This is a genomic window from Rhodoferax sp. (genome assembly GCF_028689295.1).
Taxonomy (GTDB): Bacteria; Pseudomonadota; Gammaproteobacteria; order Burkholderiales; family Burkholderiaceae_C; genus Rhodoferax.
In genome coordinates this window covers 19918-37395 of the sequence record NZ_JAQTWL010000014.1, presented here as the reverse complement: position 1 = coordinate 37395, position 17478 = coordinate 19918, and the positions used below count along the sequence as shown (strand labels likewise).

The 17478-nt window shown below is 58.9% G+C and carries 19 protein-coding genes; 2 read left to right on the top strand and 17 right to left on the bottom strand.

Annotated elements, in window-relative coordinates; genetic code table 11:
* Window positions 1–4 precede the first annotated feature (4 nt).
* Complete coding sequence (locus tag PHF15_RS12225; protein WP_300121464.1) at window positions 5–286, bottom strand: type II toxin-antitoxin system RelE/ParE family toxin; 282 nt, start codon at window positions 284–286, stop codon at window positions 5–7.
* Window positions 287–443: 157 nt separating this feature from the next.
* On the opposite strand from PHF15_RS12225, the gene PHF15_RS12220 reads away from it, so the two are divergent.
* A complete protein-coding gene (locus tag PHF15_RS12220; RefSeq protein ID WP_300121463.1) occupies window positions 444–1586 on the top strand; it encodes a methyltransferase in 1143 nt (380 codons plus the stop codon).
* A gap of 4 nt (window positions 1587–1590) precedes the next feature.
* Here PHF15_RS12220 and PHF15_RS12215 read toward each other — a convergent pair whose 3' ends face one another.
* From PHF15_RS12215 to PHF15_RS12155, 14 genes are all read right to left on the bottom strand, one after another.
* Entirely contained in the window at window positions 1591–2019 is a 429-nt protein-coding gene (locus PHF15_RS12215) for a RidA family protein (RefSeq protein WP_300121462.1), read from the bottom strand.
* On the bottom strand, window positions 2016–3233 hold the full coding sequence (locus PHF15_RS12210; protein ID WP_300121461.1) for a pyridoxal phosphate-dependent aminotransferase: 1218 nt from the start codon (window positions 3231–3233) through the stop codon (window positions 2016–2018). Before PHF15_RS12210 ends, PHF15_RS12215 begins: the two co-directional genes overlap by 4 nt.
* Window positions 3234–3485: 252 nt before the next feature.
* Window positions 3486–4217, bottom strand: a complete 732-nt coding sequence (locus PHF15_RS12205; RefSeq protein ID WP_300121460.1) for a TIGR02391 family protein — start codon at window positions 4215–4217, stop codon at window positions 3486–3488.
* Window positions 4218–4323: 106 nt separating this feature from the next.
* The gene (locus PHF15_RS17005; RefSeq protein WP_366520614.1) at window positions 4324–4941 is read right to left on the bottom strand and encodes an adenylyltransferase/cytidyltransferase family protein; all 618 of its coding nucleotides are present in this window, start codon (window positions 4939–4941) and stop codon (window positions 4324–4326) included.
* Window positions 4914–5846 carry a hypothetical protein gene (locus PHF15_RS12200; RefSeq protein WP_300121459.1) on the bottom strand — a complete coding sequence of 311 codons (933 nt, stop codon included), beginning with the start codon at window positions 5844–5846 and terminating at the stop codon, window positions 4914–4916. Before PHF15_RS12200 ends, PHF15_RS17005 begins: the two co-directional genes overlap by 28 nt.
* Window positions 5847–5849: 3 nt before the next feature.
* Window positions 5850–6512, bottom strand: a complete 663-nt coding sequence (locus PHF15_RS12195) for a hypothetical protein (protein ID WP_300121458.1) — start codon at window positions 6510–6512, stop codon at window positions 5850–5852.
* A gap of 174 nt (window positions 6513–6686) precedes the next feature.
* Complete coding sequence (locus PHF15_RS12190; protein ID WP_300121456.1) at window positions 6687–7295, bottom strand: hypothetical protein; 609 nt, start codon at window positions 7293–7295, stop codon at window positions 6687–6689.
* A 93-nt stretch (window positions 7296–7388) separates the two neighbouring features.
* On the bottom strand, window positions 7389–8357 hold the full coding sequence (locus PHF15_RS12185) for a hypothetical protein (RefSeq protein WP_300121455.1): 969 nt from the start codon (window positions 8355–8357) through the stop codon (window positions 7389–7391).
* 319 nt (window positions 8358–8676) lie between these two features.
* Complete coding sequence (locus PHF15_RS12180; protein ID WP_300121454.1) at window positions 8677–9597, bottom strand: glyoxylate/hydroxypyruvate reductase A; 921 nt, start codon at window positions 9595–9597, stop codon at window positions 8677–8679.
* Window positions 9598–9717: 120 nt separating this feature from the next.
* On the bottom strand, window positions 9718–11715 hold the full coding sequence (locus PHF15_RS12175) for an acetyl/propionyl/methylcrotonyl-CoA carboxylase subunit alpha (RefSeq protein ID WP_300121452.1): 1998 nt from the start codon (window positions 11713–11715) through the stop codon (window positions 9718–9720).
* A gap of 127 nt (window positions 11716–11842) precedes the next feature.
* On the bottom strand, window positions 11843–12628 hold the full coding sequence (locus tag PHF15_RS12170) for an enoyl-CoA hydratase/isomerase family protein (RefSeq protein WP_300121450.1): 786 nt from the start codon (window positions 12626–12628) through the stop codon (window positions 11843–11845).
* A gap of 13 nt (window positions 12629–12641) precedes the next feature.
* Window positions 12642–13046 (bottom strand): PIN domain nuclease, encoded by a 405-nt coding sequence (locus PHF15_RS12165; RefSeq protein WP_300121449.1) that lies wholly within the window; start codon window positions 13044–13046, stop codon window positions 12642–12644.
* Window positions 13043–13303, bottom strand: a complete 261-nt coding sequence (locus tag PHF15_RS12160) for a type II toxin-antitoxin system VapB family antitoxin (RefSeq protein ID WP_300121448.1) — start codon at window positions 13301–13303, stop codon at window positions 13043–13045. The genes PHF15_RS12165 and PHF15_RS12160 overlap by 4 nt, the downstream gene beginning before the upstream one ends.
* Window positions 13304–13346: 43 nt before the next feature.
* Window positions 13347–14969 carry a carboxyl transferase domain-containing protein gene (locus PHF15_RS12155; RefSeq protein ID WP_300121447.1) on the bottom strand — a complete coding sequence of 541 codons (1623 nt, stop codon included), beginning with the start codon at window positions 14967–14969 and terminating at the stop codon, window positions 13347–13349.
* A gap of 132 nt (window positions 14970–15101) precedes the next feature.
* Here PHF15_RS12155 and PHF15_RS12150 point away from each other — a divergent pair, with 132 nt between their 5' ends.
* Window positions 15102–16121, top strand: a complete 1020-nt coding sequence (locus PHF15_RS12150) for an AraC family transcriptional regulator (RefSeq protein ID WP_300121446.1) — start codon at window positions 15102–15104, stop codon at window positions 16119–16121.
* Between the two features lie 2 nt (window positions 16122–16123).
* Here the strand turns inward: PHF15_RS12150 and PHF15_RS12145 are convergent, their stop codons facing one another.
* Together PHF15_RS12145 and PHF15_RS12140 are read right to left on the bottom strand one after the other, a co-directional pair.
* The gene (locus tag PHF15_RS12145) at window positions 16124–16549 is read right to left on the bottom strand and encodes a rhodanese-like domain-containing protein (RefSeq protein ID WP_300121445.1); all 426 of its coding nucleotides are present in this window, start codon (window positions 16547–16549) and stop codon (window positions 16124–16126) included.
* Window positions 16550–16607: 58 nt separating this feature from the next.
* Window positions 16608–17477, bottom strand: a complete 870-nt coding sequence (locus tag PHF15_RS12140; RefSeq protein ID WP_366520613.1) for a transglutaminase family protein — start codon at window positions 17475–17477, stop codon at window positions 16608–16610.
* Between the last annotated feature and the right edge of the window lies 1 nt (window position 17478).

The following is a 17478-nucleotide window of genomic DNA, read 5'->3' as shown; positions in this document are numbered from 1 at the left end:
TCCTTCAGTGGTAGTCCACAATCTCAACGTTTTTCGGGCCATCTTCAGTCCAGACGAAGCACACACGCCATTGATCGTTCACACGAATGCTGTGCTGCCCGGCGCGATTTCCCCTCAATGCTTCCAAGTGATTGCCGGGGGGAATCCGCAAATCCTCCAAAACCGAAGACCAGTCAAGTTGCTCCAATTTGCGCAAAGCCGATCGCTCGACATGGACCCACCGCCGGACACGCTGCCCCAGAAAAAGTGCCTGCGTGTCTTTGCATTGAAAACTTTTGATCGCCATGCCTGAATGTTAACGCCAGACGTTGATAACGCGTGATGTTAATAAAATATCCACAGGCGGTGCTTGGCTTTTATTCTCGCCATTTGCTGCATAGGCGGCATAAGATTGCTGGAGCGCGAATGCTCGCGAAGCGCTTGATCCAACAGGAGTGATACAGATGCAGCTGCAGAAAAACGCCGGTGCCGTTGGCCGCTTTGCCAAGCTCATGAAGTTCAATGCCTGGTTGCAGGCCCTGCCCAACAAACTCACGCCGCCACCTTTTCGGCTGATGCAGATCGGCTCAATGTTCTGGCAATCGCGGGTGCTCCATGTGGCTGCGCGGCTCGATATTGCCACCGTGCTCGGCGATGAAACACTCGATGCCAAAATCATCGCAGCACGCATTGCCACCGCTGCCGATGCCACGGCAAGGTTGCTGCGCATGCTGGCCGCCATGGGCGTCTTCGAGGAGACTGCGCCACAGGTTTATCGCAATAACAAGCTCTCTAATTTCCTGCGAACCGACAAGCCGAAGAACGTGCGCGCCATGATCCTCATGCACAACTCCGAGACCATGAGCCGACCCTGGTTCGAGCAGTTGGAGCGCGGTGTGCGCGAAGGCGTGCCTCCCTTTCGCCTGTGCCATGGCGATGAGTTGTTTGACTACATGGACCACCACGCCGATTTTGACAAGCTGTTTTCCGAAGCCATGGACAGCGTGGAGGCCCTGACGGGCGATAGCTTTGCCACCGATTTCGACTGGGGCCGGTTTGGGCGGATTATTGACATCGGTGGTTCCCGCGGCACGAAGTCGCTGGCCATATTGAAGCTCCATCCCCATATGACAGCACTGGTGGTTGACCGTGCCCAAGTGATCGCTGAAGCGCAGAGCTATTGGTCCGCCCACCATGCCACTGGCGCAGAACGGTTGTGCTTTCAGACGGGTGATTTGCTGTCATCCATTCCCCCGGCGCGCAACGGAAGCGACATCTACCTGCTCTGCGCCGTGCTGCACGGCTTCGACGATGAAACCTGCATCAAGGCCCTGGCCAATCTGGCCCGTGCCAGTGGCGGCAGCGGTGCGCGAATCGCGGTCATGGAGATGGTGCTCCCGGAGGTAGGCGCCGATCTCGCCAGCGCTTCGTTTGACATGCAAATGTTCATGGGTACGCGGGGCCGGGAACGGACGCTGGCGCAATGGAAATCGCTGCTTGAGCGCAGCGGCATGGCGCTCGAAGAGGTTGTTGGTTTGCAGTCGTTCGGAAGCATCCTGGTCATGCGGCCGAAAAACCTGGATCGAGCGGCTGGACTCGGCAACTGACGGGTTATGCCTGCTTCGCAATGATGGCGACAAGCTGAGTCTCGACGGGCGCATTGCCCGGCAGGCTCGCCACCCCGATGGCGGCCCGGCAGCCGATGCCGTCGTCACCCATTTCACGCTGCAGAAAGGCCGAAGCGAAATCGGCCAAACGTGCATGTGCGGTGAATTCCGGTTCAGCCGCGATATAGACCGTCAGGCTGAGAACCCCCGCGACCCTTTCGTGCGGGCCAGCCAGCAGGCGAGCGGCAGTCAAAGCATTCTTCGTCGCGAGCTCGACCGCCGCTTGATAGGTTTCCAGCGGGGCGCCTGGGCTGACCGCGCCCTTGAACATCAATACCCCGTTGTCCCGGGGTGTCATGCCGGAGGTATGGACCAGGTTGCCATGCCGCTTGGCGGCGACATAGTTCCCTTGCGAAACCGGCGGGCGCGTCATCGCCGATACCGCTCGATCAGGGCACAGGTGCGCTCGACCGCCGCAATCGCCGCCTCACGGTCTTGCGAAAAGTTAAAGCGGATGCTGTCAATGGAGTGGGGGCCAAATTCCGCCCCGGGGGTGACCGTCACGCCGGCCTGATGGCGCAAGATGGTGACAAAGGTCTGGGTCGGCACGGCCAGTTCCGGCAGGCGCGGGAACAGATAGCTGCCCGCTTGCGGGGTGCGGGCAACCAGCCCATCCACCGCGCGGAGCCTGGCCAGCAACGCGTCACGGATCACCTGATGCAGGGCGATGCGTTCCTGCAGCCAGCCGGCGGGTTCCGCAAACCATGTCCGCAGCACCGATTGGCTGTAGCCCCCGGCCCGCAAGGAGACGATGGCCTGAAGCTTTTCCATCCGGTCAATCAGCGCCGCCGAGCCAAAGGCCACGCCCACGCGGTAACCGCTGAGCGATTCGGTCTTGGACGGGCCGATGATGGTGATCACGTTGTCGGGGGCGTGCGGGTTGGCCCGCAAATGCGTGTAGCGGCTGCCCGGATACAGCAGCCGGGAATAGAGCTGGTCAACGATCACGGTGGCGCCGTACGCCTGTGCCAGGCGCGCGATGGCGTTGATTTCACTGTCAGAGTAAATCACGCCCGCCGGGTTGTTCGGATTGGAGAAAACAAACACCCTGGCCCCGGCTTTGAAAGCCTCCTCGAGCTGCCCCAAATCGAGGCCCGCATGGTCGCTTGCGGCAAGGTAGTTCAGCTTGACGGGCGCGATCTCGGCGCCGAAAAATTGAACCAGCTTGCGGTTGGCGAAATAGTCGGGTTGCACAATCGCGACCTTGTCGCCTGCTGACACAGTGGATGCGATGGCCAGGAAAAGCGCGCCCTGGGTGCCCGGGGTGATGATCAGCCCATCGTCAGCCGAGACCGGTGCGCCGGTGAAATCGGCAAGTTTGGCGGCCAGATGATCACGGATGCTTTTCTTGCCGCGGTATTCGGTATAGGCTTGGTCGGCACCGGATTCGACACCCGCGACAAAGGTCTCAAATGCGCCAGGGGTGGGTTCGAACGCATTGACATCGCCATGCGAAAAATCAACGGGCCTGCCCTCAAGCGGGTCGCCGCGCAGCAAAGAACCCAAATCGGCCGCCTTCTGGCGCCCCTCTTGCCCCGGTGCGTTGTCGGTTGCAAGCATGGCGAATTTGTCTTGGATCTTGCCCATTTCGTCCTGTCGTCTGGTTGATTGGCGATGCTAACATTCTCAAGGAGGATGCTGCGTGATGTCATCTTGCGATGTCACTAAGCGAAAGGCGTGGGTGTCAATTAATGTGTGGCCGATTGAGGCCGTAGAAGACCCTTAGCCGACAGCCAAATGTCACTCAAGTGTGCATGAATCGCCCACTGCGGACCCGCACGAGGGTAGGTGTGGGGGCGATTGTTAAAAGCCGTTGCCTACCCGATTCGGCGTCATTGGTTACCGTCTGCTATCAACGATACGAAGTAGATGACTGGCCAGAACGACCATTTCTTGTGCTTCCGTTGCGTCATTGATGGTGACGGTGCGATGGGAATGAGGGTTCTTGTATGAACCAATTGCCCCAGCGAACAAATGGGCCAATGCTTCCCGCTCGGCATCGGGTTGATTTTGATCGGAAAGTGGTCCGGTTGCTTTGTCGAACGCCTTTCGCATAAGTGGCACACCAATATCTGTATCGGCGAAGTGACCAACCTCGCGCACGGCAATTTCAACGGCCCGAAACGACTTGAACACTGCGGTCTCTATATGTCCGCGAACAATATCAAGCCATACCTCATCAGCAATTGATGGGTGAAGCAGGGTCTTGGGAAATTCAACGCTGCGTGCATAAGTCTTGAACGAGTTATTAGCCAATACTGCCCTTGCGCGCCTGCTGAATAACATCCATCCATTGTTTCCGTTCGGTCCAGGCTCTGGAATCAGAAGGCCTTGTATCAATAGCCAATTCCATGCTTCGGCTAGAACCGCCTCGGCATCATTTTTACGGTTTTGTGGATATCCGTTGTCGGCACCGGGAGTACCGTGAATGTGGGACGCAATTGCCTGCATATGAGCTTTATTGTTCTGCTTGTGTTCGTGAGCCAACTGCAGGACGATCTCAGCGAGCTCTTCCGGTGCGAGCGCTAAAAGGACGTTGATATCTGGAATTAACGATGTCAGAGTTGCCATGATTGATGGATGAGAAAGTTTGACGCCGAACGTTCGAGCTAACCGGACCGCTACGGCAGGCGCCGTAGCCCGGGTTGAGATGATGCACCATGTGCCTCAGCCCGGGCTACGGCGCCTGCCGTAGCGGGTCCGGTTGAACGAGAGGTTGTACGTCATCCTCCGCAGCCAACAGCACGCGTATGCGGTCAGCAAGTTGCCAATCATCTAGCATTTGACCAACCCGAGGCGTGACCATCTCGGTCCATGAGTTGTCGCTATTTACCATCAGCGATCGGATGCGACTTCCATTGAACGGCACCTTCTTACAGTTGTCAAGAACGACGGCCGAGTAGCCTTCGTTAGTTAGGCGACGAATCTTCTCGTCATTCCAAGCGTAAAGCCTGGTCGTTGCGCAAACAACTGTCTTTGGTATAAAGAAATTAAGTAGCGACGGCTCATCAATTGGGAATGGGGAGAACTCAATCCGCCGATCCTCAATGCCAAGCTCGCGGCAGCATTCCCTTATTAGAATCGTTCGCTCTAGGTAGGTCAGAGGGTTGGCTGAAGGTCTATTTCTGTGCTCGACACCCGGAAAGCTGAGCGGAACAGGCGTTGGAGCGGCAATTCCAACAACTACGGCATCCCACCGCTCAAGGCAAGCCTTAAGGTAATCCACATGTCCTAGGTGGAACGGTTGAAAGCGCCCATGAACACAGGCTAGTTCAGAAAGCGATCGAAATCCCATTCTTCCCCCTTTGCAGATTCCCACTGTTCTTCAAAGAATATTTCCAGGGCACCATAGAGCTGCTGATCGGGTGCCTTTGCCTTTGGCTTCCCAAGTGCCAAGCTTGAGTTGCTTTGTTCTGCATACTCATTCTGCCCCGGAATTGCGGCGGACTCGGTGTAGTGGCCAAGCCAGCATAGTGCTTGGTTCGCGAACATCAACCGAAACACAGGACGCGACGAATAGAAACGCACTAGGATCTGCCCACTAAATTCCTTCTTCACGCGTGCGATTCGCTGGAGCGACTGAATTTCCCTATCGGAGAAGGACGAGCGACCTAGGCCGCGACGCACTGCCCCGTGCTTTAGCCAATGTGCTTCTGGCGATATAAGCAGGAGGCGGACAGGGTTGGCCGGTGTCCCGCATCTTGAGACCATTGACTGAAAGGCTTCAAAGTCGCGGGTGAGTTTCTCGGCGCCAACGCCTTGAAAGGCAAATGCACTGTGGGCCCGAACCAGAAAGCTGCGATAGGCTTCGATGTCAGGATTGACAACTACGTCTTCAATACCAATTGCGCTAAAGCGAGTCAACTTCGAGGTAAGCGCCTCGACCACTTGCTTTTGACGTATGTATTCTCTTGCCGCGACTAATGCAAGTGGAATAGCGCTTACCAAGATAGTTGCGGCTAAAACTATACCAACGTCTCTCCTCACCAATGCCAAGGCGAAAACGAGGATTGGCGGCATCACTAATCCCGCCCATCCAAGGGCGGTAATAAGTTTTGACGCGGGCTGTTCTCTCCGAATCCACTTCAGTAGTTTCCAGGCCCCAAGTAGCAAAGTCTGCAAGACCAGGAGGACTATGCCTGCGTAGATGCTCTGACTAATTGGATCTGTCCAATTATCGGGAGTGAACGGGTAAGTCACGGGCTAGCCCTCAACGGTCAACGCTTCGGTAAGAAGGTTTGACTGGAGAAGCAGACGGGACCAAGAGGTATATGCGTCAACGGAACGTGATATCTCGGGAAGCGTTGAAAACTGCGCTTCTCCGATTAAACCAGGCTCTAGAACCCTGAACTCAGCCTCAGCCGGGACAATGTAGATCAGACCTAAATGTTGTTTACCAAAGTCGTCGATAGGTTCCCAAATGAAACCGCGCAGCGTGATCGGATGTTTCGAAGACACGCGAACGGCGACTTCTTCCGCCAGTTCGCGGTTCGCGTATCCAGTATGCTCACCCGCATGGAACAGGTCGCGGGTAAGCAGCGTCTGTAAATCCGATGTGGTCATATGGCCGCTTAGACCAATTGCCCTTACGGCGGTAAGGCGTTTCTCTGGCTGACGACGCGTTCGCCGATGGGTTAGAAGGCGTGACTCATTGACGACGATGTAGTACGCCACAAGTTGCGTGACGGCTGTGGTCATTTCCGCCTGATCGCGCCGCATGATTCCTGGTTTTGCGACTAGGTCAAGCAACTTGTCGCGCACTGGCCAGACCCCAACGGTTGGAAGAAGCTCGCTAAGTGATGCGTATTGAACGACAAGAACCTGTTCGTTTGCATACTTCTTCGGGAGTCTTGTGCTGATGTTCATTCGGCGGGCGTCGGTGGCAGTGGTGGGCTTGGTGACGTAGAACGTTTGAATCAGGGGCGATGCGCGGCTTTATCGGGCAGCGTCCCTTGGAATGATGGGTTAGGCATTGATGATCTTACGTATCTGCGTCTTTTTAACGAGACAAATATGGAGTTGTACAAGATTCATTGGTTGTCAGTTTGCCTTTGCTTCAGCCCAAGCCTTTTCTAGCATCTCTTCAGCATTTTCGTTCCGGTCAATACGAGAACCAAACGAAATTCCTGTTACTGCGATTTTCGGCTCCGACTTCGGATCGTTAGGGACTTGAAACTCAAAATTCAGCGTATAGATGCTACGGTCACGATGGCCTTGCCCCTTCACAGTTGAAAACGACTCGACTAGAAATGGCATACGCGCATTTTCTCCGATCGTCGCTTTACCCGATTCGTCTCGATAGCGAATTGCAAGTTCCTTTTTGAAATAGTCTATCTCTCTATTCAAGGACAACACGTAGTTGGGAGGACTCACAAATTTACGTTTTGTGCCGATCTCAGAAGGAAACTGATAGTACACCTCTTGAAGCAAGAAAGAAGGATCATGCGGTGTGACCTTTATGTCTGCACTGGTGCCCTGAACTTCTCCCTTTAGAACCAATGATCTATTGCTGTTGTACTCGAGAACCGATACCTCAAGTGCCTTCTCGCTAATTTGGCAACTCTTTATTGACGAAAGAAGTGCAACTACTGAGATGCCTATTGCACAGGCAGATAAGAAATCACTAATTGATAGATTGTTCAGTTTCATATTGGCACCAATGCCTAGCGTGGAGGTGACCGGCGCTGCGCGGCTTCATCGCGTAGCGTCCAGTGACCGAAGGGAGCGAGGTCGACCGCTGGGTTAGCCCGCATCGCCCGGCCTCTCATCCGGTTCAGTTGTTGACTGAACTGACTTTGGTGCGGTACGGATATGGTCACCAATCACTTGCTCAACCTGCTCTCGCAGGTCCCGAGAAGACCTGTGACTCGTGTCCTTCAACGCTGCCAGCGCCTGAAGCGAGTTGGACATTTCAACGATCTTATGCTTCTGAAATGGGGCGAAACCCGAGTAGAAGTGAGTTCTAATTCTGGTGATTCTAGGGTTTGGCAGTCGTGCAAGCGGGAAACGCCACTCCACCAGGCGCCACAAGAAAGCAAGGATTTCCCCGTCCTCATAAATGCGAAAGATATGGAGACCTTGGGAGTTTGCCCTTCTCTCAGTTTCGGTAGCTGTCTCAAACCAGCCAGTCACGAAGGTAGGGTTGAAGGCGAGAACTTCGTCAAATCCTCCAGTCGCGTAAGCTGCCTGTTGCGCCAGCCCCCCACCGAGCGAGTGACCCACTGCAATAAGACGGAAGCTCGGACCATGGCGGCTTCGCAGCCACTCAATGAGGCTGCGCGTGTTCGCGCGAACCTGACGGAACTTGTCGTCGAGAGCGGGAACATGCCTTGTAACCCAGCGCAGGGCGGCCCACCAGTCCGCCCAATTGCGCAAATCCATGCCTGGGAATGCAAGGACTACCTCCTCTGGATGACGCTGAGACGAGCGAAAGACTCGACAGGTGACGCGGCCAACACCGACGCGGTGTGTATGCGAGAGCAACTCAGTCGGGGCATCTTCAATCTCATGCCATCCAGCAATCTCGGGTAATGGGCTCGTGCCGGCGATCTTTCGATCAAGCTGCTCCTGCGGGTATGCCTTGGCCGAAAGTACAGCGTAGTCAAGCAGCATCGGTGCAAAGTTTACGGCCGGGTGCGCAATCGGCCATCGCTGTTGCGTCAACAGTTCGAGCGTTGAGTCACGAACTAGAAGATTCTGGAAGCCGCTCATCGTTGTACTGTGAATGCGGGCTAACGTAATGTAGCCGAGCGTCTATCCTGGCCGAGCCATGCTAAACGACGAAAGAAACTGGAAAACCACTCGTTGGCACGGAAGCACCTCAAGCGGAAAGGCACATGCCGCCTGGGTTTGCGGTAAATTTCGCTAAAAATTGAAATCATTTCCATCCCGGTGAACCCTGTCGCCTATCCTGGCGAAATATGGCGAACGTCGAGTTCGCTTTCTACGTTTGCTTCGGTTCAAACTATAACCCAGCGAACGTCGCACCTGAAGGTCGGCTTCCACTGAACACCGGCCGTCTAAGCCCTGCTCAATACCCACGCCCAACATCAACCAGCCCAGCCACCAATTCGCCCCGCTGCAAAGCCATGAGTTTGCCGGCAATTTGCGCGATGCTGGTCTCGCGCAGGGTGCGCGCCGAAGTGTGTGGCGTGATGGTGATCTTGGGGTGCCGCCAAAACGGGTGCGCGGTCGGCAAAGGTTCGGTGCGAAACACGTCCAGCGTGGCACCAGCCAGATGGCCGCTGTCGAGCAGCGCCAGCAAATCCTCGTCCACCAGATGCGCACCGCGCGCGACGTTGATGACGTAGCCGCCCGGTTGCAAGCGGCTCAAGGTGTTGCGATTCAGGATGTCCTGGGTCTCAATGGTGAGCGGCAGCAGGTTGACCAGAATGCGGCTGGCCGCCAGAAACGCATCGAGCTGCTGCGCACCCGAAAAGCCACGGACACCGTCCAGGTTTTTGGCCGTTCGGCTCCAGCCATTCACCGGAAACTCAAAGTGCGTCAGGGCTTGTGCCACGCGCTGCCCCAGCACGCCCAGGCCCAAGACACCGATGGGGAAGTCAGCACGGTTGCGCGACGGGTGCACGGTCCAGCGGCCCTGACTGATGTCTGCGGCATAGAGATCAAGTTCCCGAAAGTGGCGAATCACCGCATGGCACACGTACTCGGCCATCTGCACCGCCATGCCGGCATCGTCCAGGCGCACGAAGCTGGCGCCGGCTGGCAGGCGCAGTTTCAGCAGGGCATCCACGCCGGCGCCGATGGCAAACACGGCCTTGAGCTGCGGCTGCTCGTCAAAGAACTGTTGCGGTGGCGCCCACACCACGGCGTAGTCTGCCGGGCCTGCGCCGGGTTGCCAGAGTTCAACCTGGGCCTGCGGCAAGGCGGCACGCAGGCCAGCCAGCCAGGGTTCCGGCTCGGTGCCGGTGCAGCAAAAAGTAATTTTCATGGAGATCATCAAACCTTATGGATTACCGCGCTTCGAGTTTCGTGAACCAAACGCAATCGCGGCGAGGGCGCCGCTCCCACAGCGGGACCCGGCATTCAGCGGGCGCGCAATGACGAGCAGTCATTCCTGTACGACCAATTTAAGCAGTTCTGCCCCTTCCACCACCTGGTCGCCGGCGGCATAGAGCAACTCCTCGACCACGCCGTCGATGGGCGCGGCAATGGTGTGCTCCATTTTCATGGCATCCATCACCGCCAGCGCCTGGCCGCGTTTGACAATGTCGCCGGCCTTGACGGCGAACGACACCACCTTGCCTGGCATGGGCGCCGTCAGACGACCGACCTCGGCGGGCGCTTCGCCGGCGTGCAGCAGCAGGTCGATGGCAATGATCTGCGTCGCGCCTTGCGCCGTGTGGATGTGCCCCACCTCGCCCTTGCGATACACGTTGACCAGCGCCCGCTGGCCCGCAAAGTGCAGATCGATACCGGCTGGCGTGGCGGAAAATTCCAGCACACCAGCGGTCTCCCCCACTGACAAAGACAGCGCGCCATCGTGCAGATAAGTCAGCCCCGCCTGCACCTGCTCGCCGGCAAATTCAAACGCAAATCGGCGCGTGAAGACGCCATGGCTGCGCCAGCCGTCCGTCTTGCTGAAGGGGTCTGTATCTTCGGCAGTGCGCTCGTCGAGCAGGGTTTGCGCCACATCCGCGGCTGCAGCCATTGACAGGCCCACGCGCTCCTGGTTGAACAGGACAGCGGCCTCGCGCGGTATCAGGCCGGTGTCCAGATTGGCCTGGGCAAACGAGGGCGACTGCAGCACATGGCGCAAAAACTGCACATTGGTGGTCAGGCCGATGATGTGGGTCTGCGCCAACGCGTCGTCCAGCCGCGCCAGCGCCTGTTCACGCGTGTCGCCATGCACGATGAGCTTGGCCACCATGGAGTCGTAAAACGGGCTGATGCTGTCGCCCTGGCGCACACCATCGTCAAAACGCACCGCGCTGATGGCAAAACTGCTGCAGTCTGGCTTGCGGTAGACATCGAGTCTGCCGGTGGCGGGCAGGAAGTTGTTGTCGGGGTTCTCGGCGCAAATGCGTGCCTCGATGGCGTGGCCGGTGATCTTGAGCTGGTCCTGGCTACACGGCAGCGCTTCACCACTGGCCACACGCAGTTGCCACTCCACCAGATCCTGGCCAGTGATGGCTTCAGTCACCGGATGCTCGACCTGCAAACGGGTGTTCATTTCCATGAAGAAGAAATTCATCGACCCGTCCGCGCGTTGCTCGACGATGAATTCCACGGTGCCGGCACCGACGTAATTCACCGCGCGGGCTGCGGCCACAGCTGCTTCACCCATGCGCGCACGCAGTTCGGGCGTCATGCCCGGCGCAGGCGCTTCTTCGAGCACTTTCTGGTGGCGGCGCTGGACCGAGCAGTCGCGCTCGAACAGGTAAACGTAGTTGCCAAAACTGTCGCCAAACACCTGGATTTCGATATGGCGCGGTCGCTGCACATATTTCTCGACCAGCACCGCATCGCTGCCAAAGCTGTTGATGGCTTCGCGCTTGCAGCTGGTCAGGGCATCGGCAAAGTCTTGCGAACGTTCCACCGCCCGCATGCCCTTGCCGCCCCCGCCGGCGCTGGCCTTGATGAGCACGGGGTAGCCGATTTCATCGGCCTTGAGTTGCAGCAGTGCCGGGTCCTGGTCCGAACCGTGGTAGCCCGGCACCAGCGGCACACCGGCGCGTTCCATCAACTGCTTGGACTCGGCCTTGAGGCCCATGGCCTGGATGGCCGAAGCGGGCGGGCCGATGAACACCAGACCGGCGGCCACGCAGGCCTTGGCAAAGTCTTCGTTTTCGCTCAGAAATCCATAACCCGGGTGCACCGCTTGGGCGCCCGTGGCTTGGGCGGCTTCGATGATCCTTTCCCAGCGCAGGTAACTGTCTTTGGGCGCGCTGCCGCCGATGTGCACCGATTCGTCACAGGCGGCGACGTGTTTGGCTTGGGCATCGGCATCGGAATACACCGCCACCGTTTTGATGCCCATGCGACGCGCGGTAGCCGCGACTCGACAGGCAATTTCACCGCGGTTGGCGATCAGGATTTTTGTGAACATGGTGTTTCTCGCTAATTAGGTTTGCTGAGGCCCGTCATCGCGAGCGAAGCGTGGCGATCCATGGAGCTGGGGTCATGGATTGCCGCGCTTCGCTCGCAATGACGATACCGGTTCATGGCCATGCCTGTTAAACCAGCCAGTCGGGTTTGCGCTTTTGCAGGAAGGACTGCACGCCCTCCTTGCCCTCGGCGCTGGCGCGGATGCTGGCGATGCCTTGCACGGTGTGGGCGATCAGGGCCGCGTCGATGTCCTTGCCGGCGACGTCGTGAAGGAGGGCTTTGCATTCCTTGACGGCGTTGGGGCTGGCATTGACCAGCGCCTTGGTGATGTCCGCCACCCGTTCGTCGAGTTGCGCGGAGGGCACCACCGAATGCACAAATCCGATGCGCAGCGCCTCCGCCGCATCGAATCGCTCGGCGGTCAAAAAGTAGCGATGCGCGGCGCGCGCGCCCATGGCGCGAATCACGTAGGGGCTGATGGTGGCGGGGTACAGGCCGAGCTTGACCTCGCTCAGGCAATAGTTGGCACTGTCCACGCTCACCGCCATGTCGCAGGCCGCCACCAGGCCCATGCCACCGGCGTAAACATCGCCCTGGATGCGCGCCACGGTGGGTTTGGGGCAGGTGTAAATGACGCGCAGCATTTCGGCCAGTTGCGCGGCGTCGGCCAGGTTTTCGGCATGGGTGTAATCGGCCATGCGGCGCATCCAGTTGAGGTCGGCGCCAGCGCAGAAAGCAGTGCCTTCTGCGGCCAGCACTATGGCGCGCACGGTGTCGTTTTGGCCTAGCTGGGTGAATGCCTGCGTCAGTTCGGCAATCACCTCGTCGTTGAAGGCGTTGCGCACCTCGGGGCGATTCAGGGTGACGGTGGCCACGCCGGCTCGATGCGCGATGCGCGATGAAGATGTTGTCATGAAAATCTCACCCCTAAAACCCGGTCCAGACGCTCAAACCCCGATGCTCTGCCATGCCGACAAAATCGCGGTCACTGTGCAGCAACGCCACTTCATTGGCAATGCACCAAGCCCCCACCATCAAATCAACGGCACCGCGAACGGTGATGCCAACCCGGCGCAACGCCCGGAAATGTTCAGCGGCTTCAAGCGCCAGCGCGTGCCCACCGGCATCCATCACCGGCATGCACGCCAAAATGCGCTGCGCCGTGGCGAGTTCACGGTCATACCGAAAACCGCGCGTGACTTCCATCAGCACCAGGTCAAGCAGCACCAGTTCATGACTGCTTTTGTCCAGCAATTCATCCAGCAAATCAGTTTGCGGTGTTGTCAGTCCATTGAAATAGTCAATCCAGACGCTGGAATCCACTGTGATCATTTGGTCTGACCTGTGTAATTGGCAGCAGCCTCTTGAACCTTGGGTTGACCACCTGAACCGGGCACGTCCACGCTCCAGTCAGCCGTGTCGTCCCCACTCCAGTGCAATTTGCCACGCCACCGACGAATCTCCTGATACGCCGCGCGCCGGGCGATCAGCCGCAGACCTTCTTCCACGGCATCACGTTTGGTTTTAAAACCCCCGGCAGCCATTGCAGCCGCCATCAAACCATCGTCAATCACAATGTTGGTTCGCATCATTTGTCCTTTTAATGTGTACTAAAAATGCTAATCATACACATCACATGCGAAAAAGTCCAAATTTGGTGTCGTCAATCGGTGCATTTCGGGTTGCTGACAGCCCCAGCGCCAGCACGCGGCGAGTGTCGGCCGGGTCGATGATGCCGTCGTCCCAAAGCCTGGCGGTGGCGTAGTAGGGGTGTCCCTGCACTTCGTACTGGCTGCGGATCGGGGCCTTGAAGGCTTCTTCTTCGGCAGCGCTCCACTGCCCTCCCTTGAGTTCGATGCCGTCGCGGCGCACCGTGGCCAGCACGCTGGCGGCCTGCTCGCCGCCCATCACCGAAATGCGCGCGTTGGGCCACATCCACAAAAAGCGCGGGCCAAAGGCGCGGCCGCACATGCCGTAGTTGCCGGCGCCAAAACTGCCGCCGATGATGATGGTGAATTTGGGCACCGCCGCAGTCGCCACCGCCGTCACCATCTTGGCGCCGTTGCGCGCAATGCCTTCGTTCTCGTATTTGCGCCCGACCATGAAGCCGGTGATGTTCTGCAAAAACACCAGCGGGATCTTGCGCTGGCAGCAGAGCTCGATGAAATGCGTGCCTTTAAGGGCAGATTCGCTGAACAGAATGCCGTTGTTGGCGATGATGCCGACCGGCATGCCTTCGATACGGGCAAAGCCGCAGATCAGCGTGGTGCCAAAACGCGACTTGAATTCGTCAAAGTCGGAGTCATCGACGATGCGGGCAATGATCTCGCGTACGTCGAAGGGCTTGCGGGTGTCCACCGGGATCACGCCATACAGTTCCTGCGCCGCATATTTGGGCGTAGCGGGTGCATGGTCGGTGGCAACCGTCGGCTTGCCCTTGTTCAGGTTTTTGACGGCAGTGCGGGCCAGCGCCAGCGCGTGCATGTCGTTTTGCGCCAGATGGTCGGCCACGCCGCTGAGGCGAGTGTGCACGTCGCCACCGCCGAGGTCTTCGGCGGTCACCACTTCGCCGGTCGCGGCTTTCACCAGCGGCGGCCCCCCCAGAAAAATGGTGCCCTGGTTCTTGACGATGATGGCCTCGTCGCTCATGGCCGGCACATAGGCGCCGCCGGCGGTGCAACTGCCCATGACCACCGCAATTTGCGCCAGGCCCTGCGCGCTCATGGTCGCCTGGTTGAAAAAGATGCGGCCAAAATGGTCCCGGTCCGGGAACACCTCGTCCTGGTTGGGCAGGTTGGCACCGCCCGAGTCCACCAGATAGATGCAGGGCAAGCGGTTTTGCTGGGCCACCTCCTGCGCGCGCAGGTGCTTTTTGACCGTCATCGGGTAATAGGTGCCGCCTTTGACGGTGGCATCGTTGCAGACAATCATGCAGTCAACCCCGCTCACCCGGCCAATGCCGGCAATCAAGCCTGCGCCAGGCGCGCTGTCGGTGCCATCGCGGTCCGGGTACATGCCCAAAGCGGCCAAGGGCGACAGTTCCAGGAACGGCGTACCGGGATCGAGCAGCATCTGCACCCGGTCGCGTGGCAGCAACTTGCCGCGCGCCGTGTGTTTGGCGCGGGCAGCATCGCCACCGCCCATCTCGACCTGGGTGACCTTGGCATTGAGGTCATCCACCAGGGTGCGCATGGCAGCGGCATTGGCAGAGAAATCCGCAGAGCGGGCGTTGAGTTTTGTCTCCAGAACGGACATGGCATTCTTTCTGTGTGTCGGGGTTGGCGTTCAAGCTGGCGCCATGGTGATGGCCTGAGCATAAAACCAAAAGCACGCCAGTAGCTGTCATGCAGGTTGCATATTGTGCCAATCGAAAAGATACTTCGAACCATGCAAAACTCATCAAACACCGCCGCAGCTACCCCGGTTGCATTTGTCAATGCCATCGTGAATGCCTACGCAAAGTATGGCAAAAGTCCTGTTCACGCGCTTGAATCGGCACAAATTGCGCCAGAACTTCTTGAAAATCCCACCGCACGCATCACCGCCGCGCAAATGGAGCGCATTTCAGACGCAGCGATGCAGGAGCTGGACGACGAAGCGCTTGGCTGGTTCAGCCGCCGCCTGCCCTGGGGCAGTTACGGCATGCTGGCGCGCGCCTCCATCAGCGCCCCGAACCTCGGCGTGGCGCTCAAGCGCTGGTGCCGCCACCATGGCCTGCTGACCGATGACATCACACTAAAGGTTCAAACCACCAAAGACATCACCACGATCAGCATCACCGAACACCGCGATTTGGGCGCGGTGCGGGAGTTTTGCCTGGTCTCGGTGTTGCGCAACCTCCATGGCGTGGCCTGCTGGCTGATTGACTCACGCATCCCGCTGCAGGGTGCCCAGTTTCCATTTGCGGCACCCGCGCACCACAACGTGTATGCCGTGTTGTTTTCGGGTGCCACCACGTTTGAGCAGGCGCAGGCGCACATCCAGATGGACGCACGCTACCTCGATCTGCCGTTGCGCCGCAATGAGGCCGCGCTGCAGCAGATGCTGCAACACGCCCTGCCGCTGACCGTGCTGCAGTACCGGCGTGACCGCCTGCTGGTGCAGCGGGTGCGGCAAACACTGGCCGCGCACCCCGAGCAAACCCGCAGCGCCCATGATTTGGCCGACCTGCTCTACGTCTCGCCGCGCACCTTGCATCGACAACTCAAGGACGAGGGGGCATCGCTGCAGGCGCTCAAAGACGAGGTGCGCCAAAGCCACGCGAGCGAGCTGCTGCTGCGCACCCAGCGCCCGATCAAACAGGTGGCGCAGGCGGCAGGGTTCCGAAACGAAAAAAGTTTCATGCGCGCCTTCCGGGGCTGGACCGGACAATCGCCGGCAGAATTCCGGCGTCAGGGCGGCGGCTGAGCTTATGCCTTGGCGTGGCGGCGCGCCTTGTGCTGCTCGTAAGTTTCCAGCGGCGCACCCTGCTTGACCCAGTCGGCAAAGCCGCCGTCGATGTGGGCCACGTTGGTCATGCCCATGTCTTGCAGCGCCTTGGCGGCCAGCGCGCTACGCCAGCCGGCACCGCAAAACAGGATGAACTCTTTGGATTCGTCGCCAAATACCGGCTTGTAATAGGGCGAGGCCGGGTCCACCCAAAATTCGAGCATGCCGCGCGGTGCGTTAAAACAACCCGGCACCGTGCCTTCGCGCTCCAATTCACGCACGTCGCGGATGTCAACCACTTGCACTTTCGGGTCACTCAGACGCGCCCGGACTTCGCCAACCGTATAGGTCTTGACTTGGGCCGTGGCCTCGGCCACGAGTTGTTGACAGCTTTTGGTGATCGGCATGAGGGGTCTCCTGTTATAAAAAAACAAGTGTCAACTTTACTTGCGTTTGCTTTGCCCCTCAACCCATGGCCACTTCATCCGCCCAGACCGTAAAGCGCTGCAGCGTGTTGAGGCCAAAAGTGCTGGTCAGCGCCACGTCGCAGGCGTCGCGGCCACGGGCCATGAGCACGCGGCCAATGCGCGGCGTGTTGTTGCGCGCATCGAAGGTGTACCAGCGGTCGCCCAGATAGGCCTCGAACCAGCCGGCAAAGTCCATCGGGCCTGGAATCGGCGCAATGCGAATGTCGCCCAGGTAACCGGTGCAATAACGCGCCGGGATGTTCATGCAGCGGCACAGGGCAATCGCCAGGTGGGCGTAATCACGGCACACGCCCCGCCCTTCGTTGAATGCCTCCCAGGCCGTGCGCGTGCGCCGGGCGTGGTGGTAGCCGAACTCGATGCGCTGGTGCACAAAATCGCAGATCGCCTGCACCCGTGCCCAGCCGGTGGGGCCGGCGCCAAACTGCTGCCAGGCGATGTTGGAGAGCAGGTCGGTCTCGCAATAGCGGCTGCCCAGCAAATACACCAGCGCCGATTCTGGCAGGTACTCCACCGGTGTCTGCTCGACCCAGGGCGCCACCACATCGGGCAGGCCGCTGTCATTGACCAGCGCATCGGTGCGTAACACCAGCCTTCCCGCAGGCGCGACGATGCGGCTGCACCAGTTGCCGAACAGGTCGCGGTAGGCACTGATCGGGATCGCCGGACTGGTCACCAGAATGTCCGGACGCACCAGGTCGGACGCACGCGAATGGTGGATGTTGAGCGACAAGAGCATCGGCGTCGGGTTGGGGCACTCGTATTCGATCTCGAAGCCGACGCGCATGCGCAGCCTGGTGTCAGGCGTTCGATGCGGGTTATCACCGGGAGTGTTGTTCAGGTTGGTCAAG